The organism is Nocardioides sp. Soil774 (assembly GCF_001428125.1).
GTDB lineage: Bacteria > Actinomycetota > Actinomycetes > Propionibacteriales > Nocardioidaceae > Nocardioides.
In genome coordinates, this window is the sequence record NZ_LMSM01000009.1 from 115,070 (window position 1) to 141,194 (window position 26,125).

Consider the following 26,125-nt stretch of genomic DNA (forward strand, 5'->3'; position numbering starts at 1 on the left):
CTCAGTCGAAGACGTCCACGTGCACGTGGTCGCGGTGCTCCAGGATCGCCCGGTCGCCACGTGAGGACGACGGCACCCGGTAGTCGGTCCACCCGTCGTCCGAGCGCGACCCGGCGTGCCAGATCCGGTCGTCGAAGATCAGCGTCTTGATGTCGAGGCGGTCGGCGTTGGCCACCAGGTAGGTCGCCATCGCCCAGCCCCGCTTGGTGTTGTCGGCGTTGATCGGGCGGAAGAAGACGTCGATCGCGCGCCCCTCGTAGTGGGCCGATCCCTCCATGTGGCCGCTCGAGACGCCCCCGGGCTCGAAGCCGCCGAGCGACAGGGTGCCGAAGCGGGCCTCGAGGTCACGTCGTACGACGGCGGCGCGGGGCACCAGGCCGGACTCGTCGAGGTCGTCGCTCGCCTCCTCGGCGTCACCGCTGACGTCGCACCACATCGCGCGCGGCGAGTTGCCGGTGAGGGCGGAGGCCAGGGCGCGACCGTCCTCCTCGTGGTCGGCGTAGGCCTCGGGGTAGGCCGAGCGCTGCACCTCCTGCGCGGCCTCGGTGATCTCCATCGTCTGGTAGCCCTCGACCTTCGTCAGCGCGTCGTAGAACGCGTTGACGGCGTAGACCGGGTCCTTCAGCTGCTTCGCCGTGCCCCAGCCCTGCGAGGGCCGCTGCTGGAACAGCCCGACGGAGTCGCGGTCGCCGAAGTCGAGGTTGTAGAGCTTGGACTCCTGGAAGGCGGTGGCCAGCGCGATGCTGGCGGCCCGTGCCGGCATGCCGCGCTGGACGGAGACGGCCGCGATGAGCGCGGCGTTCTTGGCCTGCTCGAGGTCGATCTCGACCGTGTGACCGTCGACCTCCGCGGTGCACCCGGTGGTGTCGAGGATCGAGGGCACCCCGCCGCGGTCGAGCACCACCAGCGTCGCCGCGACGGCGCCGGCGGCCACCACCACCGCGACGGCGGCGGAGCGCAGGGAGGGCACGGCGGCGCTAGTTGGCGTGGAGCGCGGCGTTGAGGGCGATGCCGGCCCCGTCGGACCCGCCCTTCCACGGCACGGCCTCGATGGCGCCGCTGACCGAGTTGCGGCGGAACAGGATGTTGTCGACGCCCGAGAGCGTGGCCGCCTTGACCACCTGCGGCTTGCCCTCGATGTCGGTGACGGTGACCTTGGTGCCGGCCGTGACGTAGCAGCCGGCCTCCACGACGCAGTCGTCGCCGAGCGAGATGCCGATGCCGGCGTTGGCGCCGAGCAGGCAGCGCTCACCGACGGAGACGACCTCCTTGCCGCCACCCGACAGCGTGCCCATGATCGACGAGCCGCCACCGATGTCGGAGCCGTCGCCGACGACCACGCCGGCCGAGATGCGGCCCTCGACCATCGAGGTGCCGAGCGTGCCGGCATTGAAGTTGACGAAGCCCTCGTGCATCACCGTGGTGCCCTCGGCGAGGTGCGCGCCGAGGCGCACGCGGTCGGCGTCGGCGATCCGTACGCCGCTGGGCAGGACGTAGTCGGTCATCCGCGGGAACTTGTCGACCCCGAGGACCGTGACGTGCTGGCCCGCCGCGCGCAGCCGGGCGCGGGTGGCCTCGAAGCCCTCGACGGCGCACGGGCCGGCGGAGGTCCACACGACGTTGGCGAGCAGGCCGAAGATGCCGTCGAGCGACTGCCCGTGCGGCTCCACCAGGCGCGTGGAGAGCAGGTGCAGCCTCAGCCACACGTCCTCGGTGGAGCTCGGGGCGACGGCGAGGTCGTCGATCTCCACCAGGCGCACCTCACGGCGTACGCCGCGCGCGTCGTCGTCGCCGGCCAGCGCGAGGAGCTCCGCCGGGGCCTCGCCCTCGGTCGCGCCGAGGACGGGGGAGGGGAACCACGCGTCGAGGACGGTGTCGCCGTGCAGGGTCAGCAGGCCGTAGCCGGAGGCAGCAGTCACGTCCCCAAGCCTACGGAGGTCACTCCACCGGACGGACTACTGCCCGGCGCGTCCGTCGATGCACTCGCGCACGAGGTCGGCGTGCCCGCAGTGTCGCGCGTACTCCTCGATCATGTGCACGACGATGTCGCGCACCTCGCTGGGCTCGCCGTGCACGTCGACCACCGCGTCGAGGTCGGTGCGCTCGAGGACCTCGCGGGCGTAGGCGATCTCGTCCTGCCACAGCTGCTGCGAGGCGCGCACGAGGTCGTCGTCGGCCTCGGGGAAGGTGAATCCCGCGTCCTCGGCCTCGTCCTGGAACAGCCGTGGGAGGTCCATCCGCGCCTCGATCACCCGGCGGAACCAGCTCTGCTCGACCCGCGCCATGTGCCGCACCAGGCCGAGCAGCGAGATGTTGGACGGCGGCACCGCCTTCGTCGCCAGCTGCTCGGCGGTGAGGCCGTCGCACTTGAGCGCGAGGGTCTGGCGGTAGTGCTCGAGGTAGCCCACGAGGCACTCGCGCTCCCCCCGCGTCGGTGCCAGGTCCGCCATCCTGGGGTCCTGGTCGGAGGGGAGCCACATGCCGTCGTACCCGGGGTCCGCCATGGGGCCAGCCAACCGCGCTCACGCCGGGGTAGTCCAGTGAGTTCGGGCTTTCCGGGCGCGGTAGTCCAGTGAGGGATGGCTGCGCAGGAGCTCATGTCGCAGCCAGCGCTCGCTGGACTACCCAGGCGGGACGAGTCCCAGCTGGCTTGTGGATGACCGGTACGAGCGGCTCGGACCGGGGACGCTGCTTACGTGTTCGTCCCTCCTCCCTTCCACGAGAACCGGCCCGGGCTGGTTGCGCCCGTGCGGTCCGACCCGACCGGCGAGACCGGGCCGACACGTGGGGAGGCGCGAGGTCCTAGGTGGCGTACGACGGGGTGCGGGCTGTGGGTCCCCGCCGACGTGCCGGCGACGTCGGCGCAGCGGGCGGTGGAGGCCTCGGCCGTGCTGAAGTCGGACGAGGCGGTCACAGGCTGGGCCGCCCTGAAGTGGCAGGGTGCGGCCTGGTTCGACGGAACGTGGGACGGACTCCGGGAGAGGCCAGTGACGGTCGTGGCGCGTCGCAACGTCCGCCCACAGCCCGGGTTCGCCGTCAGCCAGGAGTTCCTGAACCCGGCAGAGATTGTCCTGCTCGACGGACTCCAGCTCACTCGCGCGGTGCGTTCGGTGACGTTCGAGATGAGGTACGCCGATGGGCTCGGTCCGGCGATCGAGGCGCTCGACATGGCGTGCTACTCCGACCTCGTCAGCATCGCCGAGGTGGCGGCGTACGTGCGGCATCTCGGGCCTGTCACGGGTGTCCAGCAGGCCCGCGACGCCCTGGCCGAGGCCGAGGAGAACTCGTGGTCACCGCGTGAGACCGCGATGCGCGGGGTGTGGACGCGCCGGGCGGAGCTGCCCAGGCCGAGGTGCAACGTCCCGGTGTTCACGCTCGACGGCAGACATGTCGGCACCCCTGACCTCATCGACCCGCGGACGGGACTGGTCGGGCTCTACCACGGTGACTCGCACCTCAGTCTTGTAGGAGCCTCGAAGGACAATCGGCAGGACGCTGACTTCCGCGATCTCGGACTCGAACCGGTCGCGATGTTCGCGACGGACTGGCGCGACGTCGACGACGTGGCCCGCAGGTTGGTCGCGGCGCAGCGGCGCGCTCGGTCGCGTAACGGACCTCGGGGCTGGTCCCTCGACCCGCCGCCCTGGTGGACGCCGACGGAGACCGTCGCGCAACGACGGGCGCTGGCTGAGGGGGAGAAGGAGCGCTACCTCCGCTACAGACGGGCAGCTTGACGGAGCGAGCATGCGGACCGGCCCTCTCGGCGGCCGGGGTAGTCCAGTGAGCGATGGCTGCTGTGGGGCCCGGATCACGACCATCGCTCACTGGACTACCCGCCCAGCCAGCCAACACTCACTGGACTACACCGCCCGCTGACCGTCCCGGCAAACGGATTGGCGCGCCTGCACACGCGCGCCGTACGATCGCCGCAGGCGTCTGAGCCGTCATCAGCGGCGAGCCTCGGGAAGAACAGGTGCGGCGATCCGGCCGTGGCCCCACTAGACCCCGACGGGTACGGCCCGACACAGCCGCAAATGAGCGGTCCCGGCAGGGACAAGCGAGGTGGTACCGCGGTCGCACCGATCGTCCTCGTGGAGTCATCCCACGAGTCGAGAGTCGAGCCAGCCGCATGACGTACCCCAAGGTCTCCCACACAGACGCGACCACCGTTGCGAGCAGCCCCCGCTTCCCTGACATCGAGGAGGCGGTGCTGGCGTACTGGGAGTCCGACGACACGTTCCGCGCGAGCGTCGAGCAGCGCGACGCGGGCGCGGACGGCGAGAACGAGTTCGTGTTCTACGACGGCCCGCCCTTCGCCAACGGCCTGCCGCACTACGGTCACCTGCTCACCGGCTACGTCAAGGACCTCATCCCGCGCTACCAGACGATGCGCGGGCACAAGGTCGAGCGCCGCTTCGGCTGGGACACCCACGGCCTGCCCGCCGAGCTCGAGGCGATGCGCCTCAACGGCATCAAGACCACCGACGAGATCGTCGAGCTGGGCATCGAGAAGTTCAACGAGGCGTGCCGCCAGTCGGTGCTGAAGTACACCGGCGAGTGGCGCGACTACGTCACCCGCCAGGCGCGCTGGGTCGACTTCGACAACGACTACCGCACCATGAACCCCGACTTCATGGAGTCGGTCATCTGGGCCTTCAAGCAGCTGCACGAGAAGGGCCTGGTCTACGAGGGCTTCCGCGTGCTGCCCTACTGCTGGCAGGACGAGACGCCGCTGTCCAACCACGAGCTGCGCATGGACGACGACGTCTACCAGATGCGCCAGGACCCGGCCGTCACCGTCGGCTACGACGTCACGACGGAGGCCCCGATCGGGCAGAGCTTCAAGGGCGTCAAGGTCCTCGTCTGGACGACGACCCCGTGGACCCTGCCGTCCAACCTTGCGGTGATGGTCGGTGAGGACATCGACTACGTCGTCGTCACCTCCGACGGCCCCACCGGCAGCCCGGAGCGCTACCTGATCGCCGAGGCCCGCCTGGCGTCGTACGCCCGCGAGCTGGGCGAGAGCCCCGAGGTCACCTGGCGCGGCAAGGGCGCCGACCTCGTGGGGCTGGAGTACGCCCCGCCGTTCGGCTACTACGCCGGCCACGAGCGCGCCTTCCGCCTCGTGCCCGCCGAGTTCGTCACGACCACCGACGGCACCGGCCTCGTCCACACCGCCGGCGCGTTCGGTGAGGACGACAAGGTCGTCACCGACCGCGAGGGCATCGAGGCGGTGATGCCGGTCGGCAAGGACGGCCGCTTCACCTTCCCGGTCACCGACTACGAGGGCATGCAGGTCTTCGACGCCAACCTGCACGTGATCGACCACCTCAAGGCCGCCACGGCCAACCTCTCGCCGGTCGAGGAGGGCGCGCAACGCTCGTCACGCGACCAGGGCTCGGTCACCCCCGGCACCGTCCTCGTGCGCCGCGAGACCTACGACCACTCGTACCCGCACTGCTGGCGCTGTCGGCAGCCGCTGATCTACAAGGGCGTCTCGTCGTGGTTCGTCGAGGTGACCAAGGTCAAGGAGCGCCTGATGGCGCTCAACCAGGACATCCGCTGGGTGCCCGACCACATCAAGGACGGCCAGTTCGGCAAGTGGCTGGAGAACGCCCGCGACTGGTCGATCACGCGCAACCGCTTCTGGGGCTCCCCGGTGCCGGTGTGGAAGTCCGACGACGAGCACTACCCGCGCATCGACGTCTACGGCTCCTTCGCCGACATCGAGCGCGACTTCGGCACCATCCCGCGCGACCCGGACGGCAACCCCGACCTGCACCGCCCGTTCGTCGACGAGCTCACCCGGCCCAACCCCGACGACCCGACCGGGAAGTCGACGATGCGACGCGTCACCGACGTGCTCGACGTGTGGTTCGACTCGGGCTCGATGTCGTTCGCGCAGGTGCACTACCCGTTCGAGAACAAGGACTGGTTCGACCACCACTTCCCGGGCGACTTCATCGTCGAGTACATCGGCCAGACCCGCGGCTGGTTCTACACGATGCACGTCCTGGCGGGCGCGATCTTCGACCGCCCGGCCTTCTCGACGTGCCTGAGCCACGGCATCGTGCTCGGCAACGACGGGCAGAAGATGTCCAAGAGCCTGCGCAACTACCCCGACGTGCGCGAGGTCTTCGACCGTGACGGCGCCGACGCGATGCGCTGGTTCCTCATGTCGAGCCCGATCCTGCGTGGCGGCAACCTCGTCGTCACCGAGCAGGGCATCCGCGACTCGGTGCGCCAGGTGCTGATCCCGCTGTGGAACAGCTGGTCCTTCTTCAGCCTCTACGCCAACGCGGCCAAGGGCGGGGAGGGCTACGACGCCGTGTGGCGCACCGACAGCGCGCACCCGATGGACCGCTACATCCTGGCCAAGCTGCGCGACTACGTCGCCGCGATGACCGACCAGCTCGACAACTACGAGGTGGCGGCGGCGTGCGACTCGACGCGCGGCTTCCTCGACGTGCTGACAAACTGGTACATCCGTCGCTCGCGCGAGCGCTTCTGGGACGAGGACGCCGACGCCTTCGACACCCTGCACACCGTGCTCGAGGTCGTCTGCCGGGTCACCGCGCCGCTGATGCCGCTGACCACCGAGGAGGTCTGGCGCGGCCTCACCGGCGAGCGCTCGGTGCACCTCACCGACTGGCCGTCGCTCGACGAGCTGCCGGGCGACGAGGCGCTCGTCGCCTCGATGGACACCGTGCGCGACGTCTGCTCGGCGGGCTCGGCCCTGCGCAAGGCCGCCAACCTCCGCAACCGCCTGCCGTTGTCGCGCCTGACGGTCGTCACCGAGGCCGACCTCACCGGCTTCGACTCGCTGGTGGCCGACGAGCTCAACCTCAAGGCGGTCGAGCTCCTCGCAGCCGACGCGCCCGAGGCGGCGGCGTACGGCGTCTCGCAGCGGCTCACCGTCAACGCCCGCGCCGCCGGGCCGCGCCTGGGCAAGGACGTCCAGCTCGCCATCAAGGGCTCCAAGTCCGGCGACTGGTCGGTCGCCGACGACGGCACCGTGACCGCCGGGGGACTCGCACTGGTCGAGGGGGAGTACGCCCTCGAGACCGTCGCGGGCACCTCCTCCGACGACACCGCGATCGGCATGCTGCCGCGCGGCGGCTTCGTGGTGCTCGACACCGCGGTGACGCCCGAGCTCGAGGCCGAGGGCACCGCCCGCGACCTCGTGCGTGCGGTGCAGCAGGCCCGCAAGGACGCCGGGCTCCAGGTCAGCGACCGGATCGCGCTGACGATCACGGCGCCGGCCGCGACCCTCGACGCCGCCCGCACGCACGAGTCACTCCTGTCGGAGGAGACGCTCGCGACGAGCGTGGCGTACGCCGATGGCGCCGAGGTCGCGGTCGAGGTGGCGAAGGCCTGATCGGGATCAGCGCACCACCCGGAGGCGGAGCTTCTCCTTCGGGCTGGTGCCGACCTTGTTCTTCGCCGTGACGACGACCGTCCAGCGGCCCGGCTCGAGCACCTTGCGGGCACCGAGGCGGGCGCGGAGGGTGACGACGTTGCGACCGGCGTCGAGGCGCTCGACCAGGCGGACCGGCTTCGCGCCCGCCTTGCGGAAGGTGAAGGTCACCTTGGCGTCGGTGTTGAGTGTGAGGGAGGCCTTGGCCTTCTTCGCCACCCGCGCGTGCGAGCCGACGGCCCGGACCTGGTGGGTGCCGAGGCGGGCACGACCCACGACCGGGGCGATGCGGGTGGTCGCGCGGCAGGTGAACGTGCCGGTCCAGGTGCAGGCGGTGGCGTTGCCGACGCTGTCGGTGAGCACCACCCGGACCGAGCCCGGGCGGTCACCGGCGTACGACACGGTGGTGCCGGTCGCGGTGGTGCCGTCGGGGAAGGTCCAGCGGGCCGAGGCGACCCGCGACCACACGTCGTGGGCCTGCACGCTGTAGGTCCGGGCGCCACGGGAGGTGCGGGGCGTCTGGCCGGTGATCTCGTCGACGACCGGGCCGGCTGCGTCAAGGCCCCGGGCCTGGACGACGTAGCCGGCGCTGCCCTTGCGCGACCACGCCGCGGTGGCGTTGCCGGCGGGGTCGACCGCGACCTGCGGGTTCCGGGCGTCACCGGGCGCCGAGAGGTCGATCGGTGCGGTCCACTCGCCTCCGGCCGGGCGGCGCGCGGCCTCGACCACACCGCCGCCCTCCTTGCCGCGCGACCACAGCGCGGTGGCGTTGCCGGCGAGGTCGACTGCGAGCTGCGGGTCCCAGGAGTCGATCGCGGGCGTCGACAGCGAGACGGGGTTGCTCCACGCACCTCCCGTCGTGCGCGTCGCACTGGTGACGATCCACCCCTCGTCGTAGCGCTGCCACAGCGCCGTGGCGGTTCCCTGGCGGTCGACGGCGATCGCCGGCGTGTCGAAGACGTCGCCGCGCACGAGGTCGACCGGGCTGCTCCACGCGCCGCCGAGCGGACGGGTGGCGGTCTGGACGCCGTACACGCCGCCGGCAAAGCTGTGCCAGACCGCGGTCACGGTGCCGGCCGGGTCGACGACGACCCGCGGGTTGGCGCGGTTGCTCGCGCTCGCCGAAAGCTGGGCCGGGGCCGACCAGGCGCCGCCGGCCGGACGGGTGGCCGCCTGGAGGGCGGACCCAGCCGCCCACACCGCGGTCGCGTTGCCGGCGGTGTCGACGGCGACGTCGGTGGTGCGGGCGGAGGTGCCAGCGGGCGAGAGGTCGACCGGGGTGCTCCACGTGCCGTCCGTCGCCCGCGTGGCCGACTGGACGGTGTCCTTCCACGGTTGCCCCGGCACTGCCTCGAAGCGTGACCAGGTCGCGGTCACGACGCCGGCAGCGTCGACCGCGACCTGTGGGACGTCGCGCCGGGTGTAGTCGACGGACGGGTCCGTGGCGACGTCCACTGGTGCGCTCCACGTGCCGCCGAGCGGCCGGGAGGCGGACTGCACGACGCTGCGGTCGGTGTCGACGCGCCGCCAGACGGCGGTGGCGTTGCCGGTCCGGTCGACGACGACCTCGGGGTCGATGACCTGCCGCCCGCCGGCCAGGTCGACGGGAGCGCCCCACGTGCCGCCGACCGGGCGGTAGGAGGCCTGCACGACGAACTGCGTGCCATTCCAGCGCGACCACAGCACGGTCGCGTTGCCGGCGTCGTCGACGGCGACGGCGGGCGCGAAGGCGCCGGGTGCCGAGAGATCGGCGAAGAGGTTGGTCACCGGCCGCCAGGTCGGCGCGGCCCCGGCAGGTGGCGCGACGAGCGCGGCCCCCACCAGTCCGGTCACCAGCAGCGCGATGAGATGCCTGAGGCGTCGTGCCATGTCGTTCCCCCGTGTCGTGCGCGCCGGCACGTCCGACGCAGTGGTGACCCTATGACGCCCGCGGAGGCCAACTGGTTGTATGGGACTCATGCAGCTCGATCTCTCCGCCGACGTCGTCACCCTCACCCGGCAGCTCGTGGACACCTTCTCGGTCAGCCACCACGAGGAGGAGATCGCCGACGCCGTCGAGGTGGCGCTGCGGGCGCTGCCGCACCTGACCGTCGTACGCCGCGGGCACACGCTGGTCGCGCGCACCGACCTCGGTCGCGGCGAGCGCGTCGTGCTCGCCGGCCACATCGACACCGTGCCGCTCAACGACAACCTGCCCTCGCGCCTCGAGGACGGCATCCTCCACGGCCTGGGCACCTGCGACATGAAGGGCGGCGACGCGGTGATGCTCAAGGTCGCTGCCGACCTCACTGAGCCCAACCGCGACCTGACCTTCATCTTCTACGAGGCCGAGGAGGTCGACTCGGTCCACAACGGCCTGCGCAAGCTGACCGAGAGCGACCCCGACCTGCTGGAGGCCGACTTCGCGATCCTCATGGAGCCCAGCAACGCCGCGGTCGAGGCCGGTTGCCAGGGCACGATGCGCGTCGACGTACGCACCACCGGCGAGCGCTCGCACAGCGCGCGCAGCTGGAAGGGCGTCAACGCCATCCACCTCGCCGCCCCCGTGCTCGCGCGGCTCAACGACTACGTCGCCCGGCAGCCCGAGATCGACGGACTGACCTACCACGAGGGCCTCAACGCGACCGGGATCCGCGGCGGCGTCGCCGGCAACGTGATCCCCGACGAGTGCGTCGTGGAGGTCAACTTCCGCTTCGCCCCGGACCGCAGCGAGGCCGACGCCGAGGCGTTCGTCCGCGACTTCTTCGACGGCTTCGACGTCACCGTGACCGACCTGGCCGCGGGCGCGATGCCCGGCCTCGACCGCCCGGCGGCCAAGGAGTTCCTCGAGGTCGTCGGGGGCGAGGCTGCCCCGAAGTTCGGCTGGACCGACGTCGCGCAGTTCACCAAGCTCGGCGTCCCGGCGGTCAACTTCGGCCCGGGCGACCCGATGTTCGCCCACAAGCAGGACGAGCGCGTGCCCACCGAGCACATCGAGCGCTGTGAGCGGATCCTCAAGGAGTGGCTGGCATGAGGGACCGTTACAAGGGCCCGGTCGTCGAGCGCCGCGGCCAGATCCACGACGAGAGCACCACCGACCAGCGCCTGCTCGACTCGCGCGGGGCGACCGATTGGGTGCACACCGACCCGTGGCGGGTGCTGCGGATCCAGGCCGAGTTCGTCGAGGGCTTCGGGGCGCTCGCCGAGCTGGGGCCGGCGATCGCGGTCTTCGGCTCGGCCCGCACCCCGAGCGACCACGCCTTCTACGCCGTCGGCGAGGAAGCGGGCCGCAAGCTGGCCGACGCCGGCTTCGCCGTCATCACCGGGGGCGGCCCGGGCGCGATGGAGGCGGCCAACAAGGGCGCCTGCGAGGCGGGCGGCACCAGCGTCGGCCTCGGCATCGAGCTGCCCTTCGAGTCGGGCCTCAACCAGTGGGTCGACAAGGGCATCAACTTCCGCTACTTCTTCGCCCGCAAGACGATGTTCGTCAAGTACTCCCAGGGCTTCGTGGTGCTCCCCGGCGGCCTGGGCACGCTCGACGAGCTGTTCGAGGCGCTGACCCTGGTGCAGACGCGCAAGGTCACGTCGTTCCCGATCGTCCTGCTCGGCACGGCGTACTGGTCGGGCCTGCTCGGCTGGCTGCGCGACACCGCGCTCGCCGAGGGCAAGGTGAGCGCCGCCGACCTCGACATGATGATCCTCACCGACGACGTCGACGAGGCGGTGGCGATCATGGTCGCCGCCCGCGAGGACCGCTGGCCCACGCCGTCGCCCGAGCGTCCGGAGTGAGGAGCAGCTCGTGATGGTGTGGCTCTTCGCGATCCTCGTCGTGCTCGTCATGGGCGGCGTGGCGATGGTGGCATCCGGACGCGGCGGCTCGATGCCCCCGGCGTACGACGACCGCCCCGACCTCGTGCTGCCGGAGGGCCGCCCGCTCGAGGCCGGCGACCTGCGCCGGGTGCGGTTCGGCCTCGCGGTGCGCGGCTACCGGATGTCCGACGTCGACGCGCTGCTCGACCGGCTCGCCACCGAGCTCGAGGACCGCACGGGCACGGGGCCCGCTGCGGACGGACCCGCGCCGGAAGCCTCGTCTGGCGACCCCGCACGCGACTAGGGCAGACTGCACGGCCATGTCGTTCCCGATCGTCGTCTGGATCCTCACGGCGCTGGCCGCCGTGGCGATCGTCCTGACCCGTCTGCGCCTCGCCAGTGACGACGCGGCCGGTCAGTTCGTCATCAGCCGGCGGCTGCCGCTCACCCACTTCGTCGCAGGGCTGGTCGCCCTCGTCCTGTGGGTCGGCGTGCTCGTCGCGCCGGAGGACTCGCCGGTCGGCGGGGCGCTGGTCGGGATCGTCGCGATCGCGTGCTGGTGGGTCACCGCGATCTGCGGGCTGCTGATCCTCGCGCGCTGGCTGCCCTCGCGGGGGCGCCACGTGCCGTCGGCGTCGGGCGACAGCTGGAGCGACGGCCCCGGGCTGTCGCTGCTCGCGCACCTCGGCATGGTCGTCGGCGTCCTCGTCTTCACCTACGCCTACCTCACCGCCGCCGTCTGATGCGCCGGGCCCCCGGCGGCGTCGCGACCGTGCTGCTCCTGCTCGTCGCAGTCCTCGCCAGTCCGGCGCCGTCCGCCACGGCCGTCGAGGCCGGACCGGCTGCCCGCCCGGCCGTCGTCGAGGCCCGCACCATCGGGCACTCCGTGCGCGGCCGCCCGATCCGCGCCTGGCGGCTGGGGGAGCCCGGCATGCGCCGCGTCGTGCTGATCTCCACCATGCACGGCAACGAGCCGCACACGCGCCGGATCCTGGAGACGCTGCGCGACGGTCGTGCGGTGCGCGGGATCGACCTGTGGGTGATCCCGACCCACAACCCCGACGGCCTGGCCCGCGGCACCCGTCGCAACGCCCGCGGCGTCGACCTCAACCGCAACTTCCCCTACCGCTGGGCCGACCTCGACGGCAGCTACGAGTCCGGTCCTCGACCGGCGAGCGAGCCCGAGACGCGCGCGGTGATGCGGTTCCTGCGGGAGGTCGATCCGCGGCGAGTGATCAGCTTCCACCAGCCGCTCAACGGCGTCGACACCGACACCAAGGACCGGGCGTTCGCGCGACGCCTGGCCCGCGCGCTGCGCCTGCCTCGTACTTCGCTCGACTGCGGCGGGCTGTGCCACGGCACCATGACGATGTGGTTCAACCACCGCATGGCCGGCTCGGCGCTCACCGTCGAGTACGGCGCGCACCCCTCGCGTCACCGCATGGTCGTGGAGGCGCCGCGCCAGGTCCTCGACGTGCTCGGGGCGCACCGCACCTCGCGGGGATAGTCCGCATCAAGAAGCTTGTCCGGAGGCGCTCGCGACCAGCTATGTGATGCGGACTATCCCGATCGCGGAACGGCTCAGCGGCCGTTGAAGACCGGCTTCTCCTTGGCCATGAAGGCGTCGACGGCGGCGAGGTGGTCGTCGGTGCCGCCGGTGAGGGCCATCTTCTCGGCCTCGAACGCCAGCGACTCCTGGAGCGGGTGCGACGCCGAGTAGGCGACCGCCTGGCGGATCGACCCGAAGGCGACGGTGGGGCCGGCAGCCAGGCGAGCAGCGAGCTCGCCGACGACACCGGGCAGCTCGTCGGCGCTGACCACCTGGGTCGCCAGGCCGAGCTCGAGCGCCTCCTGCGCGGAGACGGTGCGGGGGAAGTAGAGCAGCTCCATCGCCTTCGCGCGGCCGACCAGGCGCGGCAGCGTCCAGCTCGCGCCCGTGTCGCACGAGAGTGCCACCCCGGCGAACGAGGTGTTGTAGCCCGCGGAGTCCACCAGGATGCGGAAGTCGGCGGCGAACGCCAGGCTCGCTCCCGCTCCGGCCGCGACGCCGTTGACGGCCGCGATGACCGGCTTGGGCATGGTGGCGAGCGCGTGGACGATCGGGTTGTAGTGCTTCTCGACCGTGTCGGACAGCGGCACGTCGGCCTCGCCCTTGAGCCCGGCCAGGTGCTCCTTGAGGTCCTGCCCGACGCAGAACGCGCGCCCGCTCCCGGTGAGGACGACGCAGCGCACCTGCGGGTCGGCGGCGACCGACTGCACGGCCTCGAGCAGCAGGTCCTTGGTGGCCACGTCGAGGCCGTTCATGGCCTCGGGCCGGTTGAGGGTGATGGTGGCGACGGAGTCGACGACGTCGAGCAGGACGGAGGTCATGGGGGCAGTCTGCCCGACGTCCTCCCGACCGGCCTTTCCCCCCAACGTGTGCCCTGTGGTGCCGATCACGCCTGTCATGGGGGATAATGGAGGCGTACGACGCCGATCGAGGTGGCAGGCACGACTCAGCCGCCTCGATTCGCATGTTGAGAGCCACCATCTCCGAGACAGATGGCTGAACAGGAAGAGGTGCGCCGATGGCCGCCATGAAGCCCCGCACGGGCGACGGACCGCTCGAGGTCACCAAGGAGGGGCGCGGCATCGTCATGCGCGTCCCGCTCGAGGGCGGTGGGCGTCTGGTGGTCGAGCTCAACGCCGACGAGGCGCGCGCTCTCGGTGATGCCCTCAAGGACGTCGTCGGCTGATCGTGCCCACTCCGCAGCTGCCCCCGCAGGTCTCACCGCCCGAGTTCGCACTCAGCCCCGCGCTCCCGCACCAGATCGGCGGGGCGGAGGTCTGGGCGTTCCCGGTCCTGCCGGGCGACGACGGACCCCTGCTCGGCCCGGGCGCCGACGAGGCGTCCGACGCGCTTGGCGTCGACCTCCTCGCGGCCCTCGAGGCCGCTCGTGCCACCGGTCGCACGGGTGAGGTCACCACCGTCCCGGTCGCGGCCCTGGCGGCGGCCGACGACGTGAGCCTGGTGCTCCTGGTCGGCGTGGGCAGCGCGAGCGTCACCGACTTCCGTCGGGCCGGGGCCGCGCTGGCACGCGCGACCCGGGACCGGGTCAGCGTGGTCACCTCGCTGCCGGCGATCGCCCCCGACGAGGGCCTGGGTGCCTTCGTCGTCGGAGCGATGCTCGCCTCGTTCTCCTTCCACTGGCGCTCCACCGGGCCCGAGTCGCGCCCGGTCTCGCGCATCGTGCTGGCCGCCGTCAGCGACGACGGTGCTGACGACGAGCTCGCCCGCGCCATCGCGCTCGGGGGTGCGGGCTGGCGCTCGCGCGCCCTGGCCACGGTCCCGTCCAACCTGAAGTCGCCGGCCTGGCTGGCCGAGCAGGCTGTCGAGGTCGGCGAGGCCGCCGGGCTCGAGGTCACCGTCTGGGACGCCGAGCGTCTCGCCGCAGAGGGCTTCGGCGGAATCCTCGCGGTCGGCGGAGGGTCGGTCAACGAGCCGCGCTTCGTCCGGATGGACTACACGCCGCGCGGCGCCACCAAGCGCACGCCCACCGTCGTGATCGTCGGCAAGGGCATCACCTTCGACACCGGCGGCCTCGACATCAAGCCCAGCGAGGGCATGCTGACGATGAAGCGCGACATGAGCGGGGCCGGCGCGGTCATCGCCACCATGGCAGCGCTGCGCGACGTCGACTGCCCGGTCCGGGTCGTCGGCCTCGTCCCCGCCGCGGAGAACTCGGTGAGCGGCTCGGCCATGCGTCCCGGCGACGTCATCACCCACTTCGGCGGACGCACCTCCGAGGTCAACAACACCGACGCCGAGGGACGCCTCGTCCTCGCCGACGCGATGGCGTACGCCGTCTCCGAGCTCGCGCCGAGCGCACTGCTCGACATCGCCACCCTGACAGGTGCCATGAAGGTCGCGCTGGGTCAGTGGACCGGCGGCCTCTTCGCCAACCACGACGCGTTCGCGCGCCACGTGGAGGCGGCCGCCGAGGCGTCGGGCGAGCGCGTGTGGCGCATGCCGCTGGTCGCCGACTACGAGGAGCGGGTCAGCTCGAAGATCGCCGACGGCGACAACGCCGCGGGCGGGCCGGGCGCCATCACGGCCGCGCTCTTCCTGCAGCACTTCGCCGGCGACGTGCCGTGGGCCCACATCGACTTCGCCTCCGCCGCCGAGTCGCCGGCCGACCGCCACGAGTGGACGGCCGGACCGAGCGGCTTCGGGCCCCGGCTCCTGCTGACGTGGCTCGGCTCCGACGACCCCCTGGAAGGGATCTCCTGATGCTCGGACTCACCGTGCGCTGGTCGCTGGCCGAGGCCCCCGACGGGGTCGAGGAACGCCTCGCGACCTACGTCGCCGAGACCTCCCACGCCCGCTTCACCGGCATGGCCGGCCTGCGCTTCAAGACCTGGCGGATGGTGCCGGGCGAGTGGTTCGAGGGCTGCTACGTCTTCGCCACCGACCAGGCGCGCGAGGACTTCCAGCGCGAGTTCGCCGCCGGTGCCGCCGAGGCGCCCGGGTCGCAGATCGTCGGCTCCGCGCCGGTCCTCATCGAGGCGTGCGACGTCGTCGCCGTCGCGGAGGGCTGGGACGGCTTCGAGGCGACGCCCCGCGCCTGAGCGCCTCAGGCCTCCGGCGCCCACTCCTTCTTCGCGGCCAGCAGGCCGTCGCCCACGGGCAGCAGCACCGGCACCAGCGCCTCGTGCTCCAGGATCGTGCGTCCGAGGTCGCGGATGGTGACGGTCTCCTCGTCGCGCTGGGCGGGGTCGGCCACGCGGTCGTGCCACAGCGCGTTGTCGAACGCCACGATGCCGCCGGGGCGGAGCAGGCGCAGCGCCTCCTTGAGGTAGGCGGCGTACTCGCGCTTGTCGCCGTCGCAGAACACCAGGTCGTAGTGGCCGTCGGTGAGGCGCGGCAGGACGTCCAGCCCGGCGCCGGCGATGGTGCGCGCGCGGTTGCCCGGGATGCCGGCCTCGGTGAACGTCTCCTTGGCCAGGCGCTGGTGCTCGGCCTCGATGTCGACGGTGGTCAGCACGCCGTCGGAGCGCATGCCCCGCAGCAGCCAGAGCCCCGACACGCCGGTGCCCGTGCCGATCTCGACCACGGCCCGGGCGTCCAGGACGGAGGCGAGGAAGCGCAGCGCGGCGCCCACGCCGGAGCCGACGGGTGACACGCCCACCTCCTCGGCGCGGCTGCGGGCGGCGGCCAGGATCTCGTCCTCGGCCACGAAGGACTCGGCGTAGGACCAGCTCGCGGACTTGATCGGCGTGGTGTGGTGGGGCACCCGCGGACTCTATCGCGCACCGTGCGTCGGGCGTGGCGGGGAACACACGGCCGGCCTCGCTCGTTGGAGGCTGTGCGCCCACGTCGTACGACGCCGGGCCGACCCGGATCTTCTTGGTCCTCGCCCACGTGGTTCACAGCGAACTCTCAGGCCGAGGACCTAGCGTCAGGAAGGACAGCGAACCGTGCAGCTGCGGTCGAGGAAGTCGAGCCAGGGAGCACCCGTGGGCGAGCAGACGATTCCCACGTGGGACGAGGTCGTCGAGCAGCACTCCGACCGGGTCTTCCGCCTGGCCTACCGGCTCACGGGCAACCGACCTGACGCCGAGGACCTCACCCAGGAGGTCTTCGTGCGCGTCTTCCGCTCGCTCGACACCTACACGCCCGGCACGTTCGAGGGCTGGTTGCACCGCATCACCACCAACCTCTTCCTCGACGGCGCGCGCCGCAAGCAGCGCATCCGCTTCGACCCGCTCTCCGACGAGCGCGCCGCCCGGCTGACCAGCCCGGCGCCCGCACCCGAGCTGGCCTTCGCCGACCGCACCTTCGACGACGACATCGAGACCGCGCTCGCCACGTTGCCTCCCGACTTCCGCGCCGCCGTCGTGCTGTGCGACGTCGAGGGCCTCACCTACGAGGAGATCGCGGAGATCATGGGCGCCAAGCTCGGCACCGTGCGCTCGCGCATCCATCGCGGCCGCAGCATGCTGCGTACGGCGCTCGCGCACCGCGAGCCCGCCGCCGGACGTGAGCGCTACTCCGGGCCGGCCGCGACGCGCGCCCGTGGGGCGGTGTCGTGATGAGCCACCTGGGTCCCCGCGTCAGCGCCCTGCTCGACGGTCGCCTCGACCCGGAGGAGGAGGAGCGCTGCTGGAACCACGTCCACACCTGCCACAGCTGCCGTGACCTCGTCGAGCAGGAGGGCTGGGTCAAGACCCAGCTCGCGCAGCTGTCGTTCGGGGGCTCGGAGACCTCGCACGACTTCAAGTCCGCGCTGGTCGGTCGGTGCGCAGCGGCGTCCGGGTCGGCCCTCGCCCCGGCCAGGTTCCCGACGGCCGCGCACCGCCCGCGACGCGGCCTGGTGGCCATCGGCGGCGGTGCGGCGAGCGCCTGCGTCGTCGGTGTGCTGGCCCTCGGCGTCGCCGGTTCGCCCGGGCGCGAGCCGCAGCCGCCGACGACCGACCTGAGCCGCCCCGCGACGCCCGTCGTGAACGTCGACGACCGGTCGGCGCGCGGCCTCGTGTCGCCCTCCCGGACGCCCCTGGCCGAGCGCCTCGTGGCGATCCGGGAGAAGATTGCCCCGTGAGCGACGAGCACCAGCCGGACGAGCGCCAGCCGGACCAGCACCCGGAGGCCGACCAGCACCCGCCGGCCGACCCGCACCCAGTGGCCGACGGGCGCGCGCCGGAGCAGCCCGACGAGCCGACCCAGCCCCTCGCGGGCTGGTCGCCGACGCCCGCGCCCCACCCGGACGGTCACGCCTACGGCCAGCCCGGCCCGATGATCGCCGGCCCGCCGCCCCAGCCGCACCCGCAGCCCCGCCCCGAGCCGGCGCCCGCCACCCGGCCCCTGGACCCGGGCGCGCCCCAGGGCGCGTGGTTCGGCCCCGGCCCCTCTCCCTACCCGCGCTCGCCCTACGCGCAGCCGGCGCCACCGCGCCGGCTGCCGCTGTGGGTGTGGCCCGCGGTCGCCTGCCTCGCGCTCGTCGTCGGTGTGCTCGGCGGCCTCGCGGGAGGCGCGCTCCAGGACCAGCTGGCCTCCGAGCGCGGCACCAACGACAACGGCCTCCAAGGCGTGCAGACCCGCTCCGCGGCGCCGCTCGAGGCCGACAACGGCTCGGTCTCGGCCGTTGCCGAGGCCCTCCTGCCGAGCACCGTGCAGATCCTGGCCGAGTTCGACGGCCGCGCAGCCGGGGCGACGGGATCGGGCTTCGTGCTCGACCGACAGGGCCACGTCGTCACCAACAACCACGTCGTCGCGTCCGCCGCGGAGGGTGACGGCCCCATCGTCGTGATCGACGAGGCCGGTGAGCGCCACGAGGCCACCGTCGTGGGCCGCAGCGCGGTCTACGACCTCGCCGTGCTCTCGATCGACGGGGCGGAGTCCCTGGAGCCGGCCGCGCTCGGAGCCTCCCAGGTGCTCCGGGTGGGCGACCCGGTCGTGGCGTTCGGCGCGCCCCTGGGGCTGAGCCAGACCGTCACCTCGGGCATCGTCAGCGCCCTCAACCGGCCCGTCACCACCTCGGGTGAGTCCGACGACGAGTCGTCCTACATCAACGCCGTGCAGACCGACGCCGCGATCAACCCGGGCAACTCCGGCGGCCCGCTCGTCAACCTCGCCGGCGAGGTCGTGGGGGTCAACTCCGCGATCGCGACCACGGGCGGCGCTTCGGGGGAGTCGGGCAACATCGGCGTCGGCTTCGCGATCCCGATCGAGCAGGTGCGCACGACGGTCGACCAGATCCTGCGCACGGGCAAGGCGGAGTACCCGGTGATCGGCGCGCAGGTGCGCACCGGGGGAGAGCCCGACGCGGACGGCGCCACCATCACCGAGGTCATGCCCGACACCCCTGCCGCGCGTGCCGGCCTGGAGCAGGACGACGTCATCACCTCCGTCGACGACCAGCCGGTCACCGACGGCATCGCGCTCATCGTGGCCATCCGCACCCACCTGCCCGGCGAGACCGTGGAGATGTCGGTGCTGCGCGGCGGCGAGGAGCGCGTGGTGAAGGTGGAGCTCGACGGAAAGGTAGGTTGACCGGGCTACTGCTCGGGCCCGGTGTCGGCGCCGGCGCCGGCCTCCGCCTCGACGAAGGGGTGCTGGTCGACGAACGTCCTGGTCTCGGCGTACATCCGCTGGATGAACTCCTCGAGCTGGACCCGCTCGACGCGCCACTGGCCCCGGCCGCCGATCTTGATGGCCGGCAGGTCGCCGCGCCGCACCAGCGCGTAGACCTGCGCGCCGGAGGTGTTGAGCACCTCGGCGACGTCGGCGAGCGTCAGGAAGCGGGGATCGTCGGCCATGGCCACATGGTGCCACCGCCGCGGTCGGCCACGGGCACGCCCGGCCGACGTCTGTGGAGAGACAGGTGTGAAGTCCGCCGCTCGCGGCAATGATGGCCGTGTGTCTCGGAACGCCTCACGCCACCTGCCCCGCCCCGCCCCGCGCGACGCCCGTGGCGTCGACGTCCCCCCGGCCACCCGGGCCCGCAGCGCCGGCTGGCGCGACCCGCGGCTCTGGGTCGGCATCGTGCTGGTCGCTGGCTCGGTCGTCGCCGGGGCCCGGATCCTGGCTGGTGCCGACGACATGACACCCGTCTGGTCGGCGTCCACCGACCTGGTCGCGGGCCAGACCCTGACCGCGGCCGACCTGGTCGCCACCCGGGTCCGCTTCGACGACGCGGTCGACCGCGAGCGCTACCTCGCGACGGGGGAGGAGCTGCCCGCGGCGCTCACCCTGACCCGGCCGCTGGCGGCCGGTGAGCTGGTCCCGGCGAGCGCGCTGGGCGAGGCGGCGGGTGACGACACGGTCACCGTGTCGATCGCGGTCGCGGCGGAGCACGTCCCCACCGACCTGGCGCGAGGCTCCCACGTCGACGTCTGGGTGATCGGCGAGCGGAGGCCCGCTGCCGAGCTGGTGCTTGGTGACGTGGTGGTGCTCGACGCACCCGTCGTGTCGGACGCCTTCGTCTCCGCGACCAGCCGGCAGGTGGTGCTGGCGGTGCCCGACGACGAGGACGAGGCGTTGGGCCTGGTGCTCGCGGCCAGCAGCGACGACCGCGTGCGCGTCGTGGGCCGGGGCTGAGCGGTGATCTGCGTCCTGCTCATGGCCGCGGGCGAGGCGTGGGAGTCGCCCGCCCTGGCCGACCTCGAGGCACACCCGGGCGTCGTCGTGCTCAAGCGCTGCGTCGACGTCGACGACCTGCTGGCCTCGGTCGCCAGCGGACAGGCCGACGTCGCAGTGGTGTCCCTCGACGCACCCGGGCTCGACCCCGGCTCCGTCTCCCACCTGCGGCGCCACGCCGTGCGACCCGTCGCGGTGACCTCGAGCGCCTCGCACGACCTCGACGTGCGCGAGCACGCCCAGCGCCTGGGCGTCACGACCGTGGTGGGCGCCGGTGAGCTGGCCTCCCTGGCGCAGGTGGTCACGACCGTCGAGGACGTCGGCGACACCCGACCCCACGCGCTCGACCTCGCCGGTCCGGCTCCGGGCCTGGACGACGCGGTCGACGGCGAGGGCCGCGTGGTGGCGGTGTGGGGACCCGCCGGCGCCCCGGGTCGCACGACCGTCGCGACCGGCCTGGCTGCCGAGCTGGCCCGTCGCCGCACGGCGGTGGTCCTGGCGGACCTCGACCCCTACGGCGGGGCGGTGGCCCAGCACCTCGGCATCCTCGACGAGGTGTCCGGGCTGCTCTCCGCCGCGCGCCTCGCCACGGCCGACCAGCTCGACGACCGGTTCGCCTCGGCCTGCCGGGGGATCGGTGAGCACCTGGCCGTGGTCACGGGACTCCCGCGTGCCGAGAGGTGGCGCGAGGTGCGTCCGGCCCAGGTCGAGCGCCTCGTGGAGCGGGCGCGCACGCACGGTCACGTCGTCCTCGACACGGGCTTCTGCCTCGAGGACGACGCGGGCTCCGACTTCGGGGCACGACCCGCGCGCAACGCCCTGACGCTGACCGCCCTCGAGCAGGCCGACGAGGTGGTGGTCGTCGGCGCCGCGGACCCGGTCGGCCTGGCCCGCCTGGCCCGGGGACTGGTCGACCTGCGCGAGGTCTCCGGCACGACGCCCGTGCGGGTCGTGGTCAACCGGATGCGGGCCTCGATCGGCTGGTCGGAGAAGGAGATCGCGGGCATGGTCGAGGGCTTCACCCGGGTGTCCGGCCTGCACTTCCTGCCCGAGGACCGCATCGGTCTGGACCGCGCGCTCGTGGCCGGGGTGCCGCTGGGCGAGGCCGGCGAGTCCGCGCTCAGCCACGCGGTGGCGACGCTCGCCGACGCGGTGTTCCCGGGGACGGCGGAGGCGTCACCGGGGCGTCGAAAGCGGACTGTTCGCCGTAGAACCGGTTCAAAATGATGCCAAACCTCAAGATTCACCTTAGATTGGGTTCTGATTTCAAGGAGAACCCAGGTGACTTCCTTCTTCCGCCGCACCCCCGGCCGCACGACCCCTGCCCTGGCCGCGCTCGCGCTGAGCGCGATCACGCTGGCCGCGACGCCCGCGATCGCCATGCAGGCGCGCGGCACCACGTCGGACGACAGCATCGTGGGCCGCGCCAAGGCCGACCACATCATGGCTCTCGGCGGGCGTGACCGCGTCCGCGGCTACGGCGGCGACGACACGATCTACGCCGGCAACGGTGACGACATCGTCTACGGCGACGGCGGCAACGACTGGATCACCATGCAGCCGGGCAGCGACTGGGTCGCCGGCGGGCTGGGCAACGACAAGGTCGACGGCGGCCAGGGAGACGACGTCCTCTACGGCGGGGACGGCAACGACATCCTCGCCTCCAACGCCGGCAACGACACCGTCTACGGCGAGGCCGGCGACGACCTCCTCGGCGGCAACGACGGCGACGACCGACTCATGGGCGGCGACGGGTCCGACAAGCACATCGGCGGCGCGGGCAACGACTGGATCGACGGTGGCCCCGGCGACGACGGCGCCATCCAGGGCGGACCCGGCAACGACGTGCTCATCGACGGCGAGGGTCACGACTGGCTCGTCAAGGGCGACGAGGGCGACGACGTGATCTTCCTCGGTCCCGGTGCCGACAAGGTCTTCGCCGAGCAGGGCAGCGACACCATCTACGTGCTCCCCGACGGCTTCGTCGACAAGATCCGCTGCGACGACGGCGGCCAGGAGAACGGCGCGGCCGACCGCGTGGTCTTCGTGGGGTGGCGCGACCCGCTCGACGTGGTCGACCCCTACGGCAGCTGCGAGTTCGTCATGACCGTCACCGACCTCCCCAACGGCTGGCCCTACGGTCCGGTCGGCACCGCTCCTCGTCAGGCCGCGAACAGCAGGTAGAGCCCGCCCACGGTGAAGCCCACCATCGCGACCAGCAGCGGGAGCTGGCCGGTGAGCTGGTGGCGGCGCGGCAGGAGCCGGATCGCGCGGTCGTGCGCAGCCACGACCCCGACGACGTGCCCGAGCGCGACGGCGAGGACCTTGGTCACCGCCAGGAACGTCGGGTGCGTGGAGATCCAGTAGCTGACCTGCAGGTCGGCCGTGCCGAGGTAGTCGTCCCCCCGGCTGAACGGGTCGCTGAGCTGGATGAGCGTCTGCTGGCCGTACTCCACGAGGTAGGTCAGGTAGTGGGCCGTGACGTAGCCGACGATGATCGGCACCACGGAGTGCGCGAACAGCGAGGGCAGCTCGCGCCGTGACGTCGCGCTCGTGGTGCCCGTGGCCATCGTGGCCGCGGTCAGGACGAGCGCCACACCCGCCGAGAAGACGACGAGGGCCAGGGTGTCGGGCAGGACCCGGGAGGTCGACCACGACTGCACGAGCGTGAGCCACGGCGTCGACTCGCGGAAGGAGTCGAACGCCGTGCTGCCGAAGAGCACGCCGACGACGGCCACCAGCCCGGGACGGGGCACGACGGTGTCGAGGTTGGCCAGGGGACTGCGGATCACGAGGAGGGAGTCGCGGCGTCCCCAGACCGACAGCTTCGCGACGAGCGAGGAGTAGACCTCGAAGGGGTCGGCGCGGGCGAGGAAGGTCGTGCCCCACACGGCCGAGCCGATGAGCATGATCCCGAGGTAGGCCGCGACCCACAGCCGCACCGGGCCGAGGTCGGTGGAGCCGGGGTAGACGAGCTCGAGCCACACGAAGGCGAAGAGCCCCGCAGCCGCCGGCCAGTAGCCCAGGCGGGCGGGATAGGCGTACATGCCCTCGCCCTCCGGCACCCCGGAGACCTTCGCGAAGAGCATGGCGATGGTGCGTGCGGGGCTGACCGCCCTGAAGAACGGCCCGAGCAGCAGCGACGCCGGCACCAGGCCCACCCACAGCAGGACGTAGAACGTCCCGAGGAAGGGGTTGATCAGGCTGTCCTTGCCGAAGACCGCGGCGGCGGCGACGTAGAGGAAGAAGGCCATGCCGAGGACGCGGGCGGTGACCGCCAGCGCCCGCGACGACACGAGGCGGTCGAGCCAGGCCGGAGCCGGGCGGCCGCTGGTGGCGGCGTCGTAGCGCGGCTCGCGCCACGCCACCGCCAGGACCGTGAAGGAGATGACCAGTGCGGCGACCGCTCCGGCGATCGCCAGCTCGGAGGGGATCGGCAGGTCCTTGGCGCCCCCGAGGCCGTGCGCCGAGATCCTCAACGGACCTCGAGCTGGAGCACGACCGTGTCGGGCTCGTGGCTCTCCACCTCCACCACGCCGGGTCGGTCGATCGTGATCTCGTGCTCGGACGTGCCGGCGTCGTAGGAGATCTCCTGCTCCGGCGTGCTGTGCACGTGGAGCTCGCCGGCCGTGTCGGCGGTGATCGTCAGGGTGAGCGTCTGGCCGACGCCCAGCTCGACCCGCTCGCCGTTGGGGGTGAAGGTGTCGCCCTCGCGGGTCACGTCGAGCGCGACCGAGTCGCCGTCGGAGCTGCTCGACGGGCTCGAGGAGCTCGTGGCCGGCGGGTCGGCGTCGTTGCCGCCACAGGCGGTGAGCCCGGCGGCGAGGACGAGGACGAGGGGGGCGAGGCGCGCGAGACCGCGACCGGACACAGATTTCTCCTTCGACAGATCCACGAGTGGCGGTGGCCACGGCACGCACCGGGCCAGCACCTCTGCCAGAATCCCATGCGGGACAACGGATCGACGACTCGGCCTCGGGAAGGGGCACACCCTGTGAGCGAGCACGTGCATGAGTGACCGGCTGCGGCCGCGGGACCTGGCGATCCTCGCCGCGGAGTCCCCCACGACGCCCATGCACAACGCCACCGTCGAGATCTTCGACCCGGGCGACTCCGGCTTCGACCACGACCGGCTCGTCGAGCTGATCGCCGACCGCATCGCGTTCGTCCCGCGCTACCGCCAGCGACTGCAGGTGGTGCCGGCGCGCCTCGCCAACCCCGCGTGGGTCGACGACGAGAACTTCGACCTCGGCTACCACGTACGCCGCTCCGCGCTGCCGCGGCCCGGCACGATGGACCAGTTGCGCGAGCTGGTCGCGCGCATCGCCTCGCGTCCCCTCGACCGCACCCGGCCGCTGTGGGAGTGCTACTTCGTGGAGGGCCTCGCCGACGGACGGGTCGCGCTGCTGACCAAGAGCCACGCGATCCTCGTCGACGGTCGCGAGACGGTCGACATCGGCCAGGTGCTGCTGGACACCTCCCCGGACCGCTCGACGCTCGGCCACGACGACGACTGGCGCCCGCGGCGCAGGCCGGGGCCGCTGGGGGTCGCCCTCAACGCCCTGACCGACACCATGGAGAGCCCGCGCACCCTGTGGTCGACGACCCGCGCCAACGCGGAGGCGGTCGGCCGGCAGGCCACGGCCTCCGGCTCGCGGGTCGCCGAGGTCGCCAACGCCCTCGCCGGCCGGGGGCCGGTGCACTCGACGCCGGTGCACCGCAGGCTGTCGCAGCAGCGTCGCTTCGTGACCGTGCGCACCCAGCTGTCGGACTACCGCGCGATCCGCGAGGTGCACGGCGGCACCGTCAACGACGTCATCCTCGCCACCATCACCGGGGGGCTGCGCGGCTGGCTGATGGCGCGCGCGGAGTCGATGTCGGGGCTCAAGGCGATCAAGGCGATCGTGCCGATGTCGGTCATCGACGACGAGCTCGAGCCCACCTCGCTCGGCAGCCAGGTGACCGGGCACCAGGTCTACCTCCCGGTCAGCGAGCCGAGCCCCGTCGTGCGCCTGCACCAGGTGAGCTATGACTTCAAGGCCCACCGCGACAACGGCCGCAACGTCTCGGCCCGGCGGCTCTCCGGCATCGCCGGCTTCGCCCCGACGACGTTCCACGCGCTCGGGGCGCGCCTGGCCGCGACGGAGCTGCGCCACGGGTTCCACGTCTCCATCACCAACGTGCCCGGCCCGCAGTTCCCGCTCTACGCCGACGGGGCCCGCATGCTCGAGTCCTACCCCGTCCACCCGTTGATGCCCGACCACCCGCTGGCCTTCGGCGTGACGTCCTACGACGGTGGCGTCTTCTACGGCATCACCGCCGACCGCGACGCCGTACCCGATGCCGACACCCTGGGCCAGTGCGTGCTCGAGGCGCTCGAGGAGCTCAAGGACTCCGCCTCCGACTCCCGCCCGCGCGCACCGAGGGGACGCAAGAAGTGACCCGCCGCTACGTGCCCTCCTCCCTGCCGCGTCTCGCCGAGGACTGGGAGGCCGACGGTCCGCGGGTGCTCGACGCGGTGCTCGCCGAGGACGACGGCGAGGAGGCGGAGTACGCCGCCCTCATGGGCGCCGCGGACGCCTCGGCCGAGCTGCTGGCCGGCCTGCCCGACGGCCGGCGGCGCCGCGTCGTGGTGGTCGTCGACAGCCCTGCGGACCGCGGACCGGTGACGTGGCGCGACGTGGTCGCGGTGCACGTCGACGACCGCGACGACGCCGACCCCGACGACGACCTGGCGTGGTGGGCGACACAGGAGGTCGGCGACCTGCTCGCCTCCCTTTGAGGCGCGGGCGCGTCTCTGACAC

The 26,125-nt window shown here is 72.5% G+C and carries 27 protein-coding genes; 18 read left to right on the forward strand and 9 right to left on the reverse strand.

What is annotated here, in order from left to right; translation table 11 throughout:
• Position 1: 1 nt before the first annotated feature.
• The 3 genes from ASG76_RS14535 to ASG76_RS14545 are packed head-to-tail and all read right to left on the reverse strand — an operon-like array spanning position 2 to position 2,504.
• Positions 2–970 (reverse strand): hypothetical protein, encoded by a 969-nt coding sequence (locus ASG76_RS14535; protein WP_082587568.1) that lies wholly within the window; start codon positions 968–970, stop codon positions 2–4.
• Between the two features lie 7 nt (positions 971–977).
• Positions 978–1,919, reverse strand: coding sequence for a 2,3,4,5-tetrahydropyridine-2,6-dicarboxylate N-succinyltransferase (dapD, locus tag ASG76_RS14540; RefSeq protein ID WP_056604763.1), 942 nt, complete (start codon positions 1,917–1,919; stop codon positions 978–980).
• Positions 1,920–1,955: 36 nt separating this feature from the next.
• The gene (locus ASG76_RS14545; RefSeq protein ID WP_056604766.1) at positions 1,956–2,504 is read right to left on the reverse strand and encodes a DinB family protein; all 549 of its coding nucleotides are present in this window, start codon (positions 2,502–2,504) and stop codon (positions 1,956–1,958) included.
• 192 nt (positions 2,505–2,696) lie between these two features.
• Between ASG76_RS14545 and ASG76_RS14550 the strand changes: the two genes are divergently transcribed.
• Both ASG76_RS14550 and ileS read left to right on the forward strand, forming a co-directional pair.
• Positions 2,697–3,734, forward strand: coding sequence for a hypothetical protein (locus ASG76_RS14550; protein ID WP_157559133.1), 1,038 nt, complete (start codon positions 2,697–2,699; stop codon positions 3,732–3,734).
• Positions 3,735–4,129: 395 nt separating this feature from the next.
• A complete protein-coding gene (gene ileS, locus ASG76_RS14555; protein ID WP_056604772.1) occupies positions 4,130–7,378 on the forward strand; it encodes an isoleucine--tRNA ligase in 3,249 nt (1,082 codons plus the stop codon).
• A 6-nt stretch (positions 7,379–7,384) separates the two neighbouring features.
• Here the strand turns inward: ileS and ASG76_RS14560 are convergent, their stop codons facing one another.
• The gene (locus ASG76_RS14560) at positions 7,385–9,286 is read right to left on the reverse strand and encodes a PKD domain-containing protein (RefSeq protein ID WP_056604774.1); all 1,902 of its coding nucleotides are present in this window, start codon (positions 9,284–9,286) and stop codon (positions 7,385–7,387) included.
• 88 nt (positions 9,287–9,374) lie between these two features.
• Between ASG76_RS14560 and dapE the strand changes: the two genes are divergently transcribed.
• From dapE to ASG76_RS14585, 5 genes are read left to right on the forward strand one after another with little or no spacing between them, the layout of a single operon-like run.
• Positions 9,375–10,430 carry a succinyl-diaminopimelate desuccinylase gene (gene dapE / locus ASG76_RS14565; RefSeq protein ID WP_200948195.1) on the forward strand — a complete coding sequence of 352 codons (1,056 nt, stop codon included), beginning with the start codon at positions 9,375–9,377 and terminating at the stop codon, positions 10,428–10,430.
• Positions 10,427–11,185 carry a TIGR00730 family Rossman fold protein gene (locus ASG76_RS14570; protein WP_056604780.1) on the forward strand — a complete coding sequence of 253 codons (759 nt, stop codon included), beginning with the start codon at positions 10,427–10,429 and terminating at the stop codon, positions 11,183–11,185. Before dapE ends, ASG76_RS14570 begins: the two co-directional genes overlap by 4 nt.
• 13 nt (positions 11,186–11,198) lie before the next feature.
• Positions 11,199–11,510: a DivIVA domain-containing protein gene (locus ASG76_RS14575; RefSeq protein ID WP_082587589.1), complete on the forward strand. Its 312-nt coding sequence runs from the start codon at positions 11,199–11,201 to the stop codon at positions 11,508–11,510.
• A 16-nt stretch (positions 11,511–11,526) separates the two neighbouring features.
• Positions 11,527–11,949 (forward strand): hypothetical protein, encoded by a 423-nt coding sequence (locus ASG76_RS14580; RefSeq protein WP_056604782.1) that lies wholly within the window; start codon positions 11,527–11,529, stop codon positions 11,947–11,949.
• A complete protein-coding gene (locus tag ASG76_RS14585; RefSeq protein ID WP_056604784.1) occupies positions 11,949–12,713 on the forward strand; it encodes a M14 family zinc carboxypeptidase in 765 nt (254 codons plus the stop codon). The genes ASG76_RS14580 and ASG76_RS14585 overlap by 1 nt, the downstream gene beginning before the upstream one ends.
• A gap of 74 nt (positions 12,714–12,787) precedes the next feature.
• Here ASG76_RS14585 and ASG76_RS14590 read toward each other — a convergent pair whose 3' ends face one another.
• The gene (locus ASG76_RS14590) at positions 12,788–13,576 is read right to left on the reverse strand and encodes an enoyl-CoA hydratase/isomerase family protein (protein ID WP_056604787.1); all 789 of its coding nucleotides are present in this window, start codon (positions 13,574–13,576) and stop codon (positions 12,788–12,790) included.
• A gap of 197 nt (positions 13,577–13,773) precedes the next feature.
• Here ASG76_RS14590 and ASG76_RS18850 point away from each other — a divergent pair, with 197 nt between their 5' ends.
• Genes ASG76_RS18850 through ASG76_RS14600 form a run of 3 tightly spaced genes read left to right on the forward strand, consistent with a single transcriptional unit; the run spans position 13,774 to position 15,814 of the window.
• Positions 13,774–13,941: a DUF3117 domain-containing protein gene (locus ASG76_RS18850; protein ID WP_082587569.1), complete on the forward strand. Its 168-nt coding sequence runs from the start codon at positions 13,774–13,776 to the stop codon at positions 13,939–13,941.
• Positions 13,942–13,943: 2 nt separating this feature from the next.
• Positions 13,944–15,476, forward strand: a complete 1,533-nt coding sequence (locus ASG76_RS14595; RefSeq protein WP_056604790.1) for a leucyl aminopeptidase family protein — start codon at positions 13,944–13,946, stop codon at positions 15,474–15,476.
• Positions 15,476–15,814: a hypothetical protein gene (locus tag ASG76_RS14600; protein ID WP_056604793.1), complete on the forward strand. Its 339-nt coding sequence runs from the start codon at positions 15,476–15,478 to the stop codon at positions 15,812–15,814. The genes ASG76_RS14595 and ASG76_RS14600 overlap by 1 nt, the downstream gene beginning before the upstream one ends.
• Before the next feature lie 5 nt (positions 15,815–15,819).
• On the opposite strand, the gene ASG76_RS14605 is transcribed toward ASG76_RS14600, so the two are convergent.
• On the reverse strand, positions 15,820–16,479 hold the full coding sequence (locus ASG76_RS14605; RefSeq protein WP_235529641.1) for an O-methyltransferase: 660 nt from the start codon (positions 16,477–16,479) through the stop codon (positions 15,820–15,822).
• A gap of 223 nt (positions 16,480–16,702) precedes the next feature.
• On the opposite strand from ASG76_RS14605, the gene sigE reads away from it, so the two are divergent.
• Genes sigE through ASG76_RS14620 form a run of 3 tightly spaced genes read left to right on the forward strand, consistent with a single transcriptional unit; the run spans position 16,703 to position 19,235 of the window.
• Positions 16,703–17,278 (forward strand): RNA polymerase sigma factor SigE, encoded by a 576-nt coding sequence (sigE, locus tag ASG76_RS14610; protein WP_235529645.1) that lies wholly within the window; start codon positions 16,703–16,705, stop codon positions 17,276–17,278.
• Positions 17,278–17,784, forward strand: a complete 507-nt coding sequence (locus ASG76_RS14615; RefSeq protein ID WP_056604799.1) for an anti-sigma factor family protein — start codon at positions 17,278–17,280, stop codon at positions 17,782–17,784. Before sigE ends, ASG76_RS14615 begins: the two co-directional genes overlap by 1 nt.
• Positions 17,781–19,235, forward strand: a complete 1,455-nt coding sequence (locus ASG76_RS14620; RefSeq protein ID WP_056604802.1) for a S1C family serine protease — start codon at positions 17,781–17,783, stop codon at positions 19,233–19,235. The genes ASG76_RS14615 and ASG76_RS14620 overlap by 4 nt, the downstream gene beginning before the upstream one ends.
• A 5-nt stretch (positions 19,236–19,240) precedes the next feature.
• Here ASG76_RS14620 and ASG76_RS14625 read toward each other — a convergent pair whose 3' ends face one another.
• The gene (locus ASG76_RS14625) at positions 19,241–19,501 is read right to left on the reverse strand and encodes a helix-turn-helix domain-containing protein (RefSeq protein WP_056604805.1); all 261 of its coding nucleotides are present in this window, start codon (positions 19,499–19,501) and stop codon (positions 19,241–19,243) included.
• A 100-nt stretch (positions 19,502–19,601) separates the two neighbouring features.
• Here ASG76_RS14625 and ASG76_RS14630 point away from each other — a divergent pair, with 100 nt between their 5' ends.
• Genes ASG76_RS14630 through ASG76_RS14640 form a run of 3 tightly spaced genes read left to right on the forward strand, consistent with a single transcriptional unit; the run spans position 19,602 to position 22,505 of the window.
• Positions 19,602–20,282 (forward strand): hypothetical protein, encoded by a 681-nt coding sequence (locus tag ASG76_RS14630; protein ID WP_056604807.1) that lies wholly within the window; start codon positions 19,602–19,604, stop codon positions 20,280–20,282.
• 3 nt (positions 20,283–20,285) lie between these two features.
• Positions 20,286–21,548, forward strand: coding sequence for an AAA family ATPase (locus tag ASG76_RS14635; protein ID WP_056604809.1), 1,263 nt, complete (start codon positions 20,286–20,288; stop codon positions 21,546–21,548).
• Positions 21,549–21,602: 54 nt separating this feature from the next.
• On the forward strand, positions 21,603–22,505 hold the full coding sequence (locus tag ASG76_RS14640) for a calcium-binding protein (protein ID WP_056604814.1): 903 nt from the start codon (positions 21,603–21,605) through the stop codon (positions 22,503–22,505).
• On the opposite strand, the gene ASG76_RS14645 is transcribed toward ASG76_RS14640, so the two are convergent.
• On the reverse strand, positions 22,484–23,800 hold the full coding sequence (locus ASG76_RS14645) for a hypothetical protein (RefSeq protein ID WP_056604817.1): 1,317 nt from the start codon (positions 23,798–23,800) through the stop codon (positions 22,484–22,486). The genes ASG76_RS14640 and ASG76_RS14645 overlap by 22 nt on opposite strands.
• Positions 23,797–24,192 carry a hypothetical protein gene (locus tag ASG76_RS14650; RefSeq protein WP_056604821.1) on the reverse strand — a complete coding sequence of 132 codons (396 nt, stop codon included), beginning with the start codon at positions 24,190–24,192 and terminating at the stop codon, positions 23,797–23,799. Before ASG76_RS14650 ends, ASG76_RS14645 begins: the two co-directional genes overlap by 4 nt.
• Positions 24,193–24,331: 139 nt before the next feature.
• Here ASG76_RS14650 and ASG76_RS14655 point away from each other — a divergent pair, with 139 nt between their 5' ends.
• Positions 24,332–25,762: a WS/DGAT/MGAT family O-acyltransferase gene (locus ASG76_RS14655; RefSeq protein ID WP_056604824.1), complete on the forward strand. Its 1,431-nt coding sequence runs from the start codon at positions 24,332–24,334 to the stop codon at positions 25,760–25,762.
• Entirely contained in the window at positions 25,759–26,103 is a 345-nt protein-coding gene (locus tag ASG76_RS14660; protein WP_056604827.1) for a DUF6912 family protein, read from the forward strand. The genes ASG76_RS14655 and ASG76_RS14660 overlap by 4 nt, the downstream gene beginning before the upstream one ends.
• Positions 26,104–26,125 lie beyond the last annotated feature (22 nt).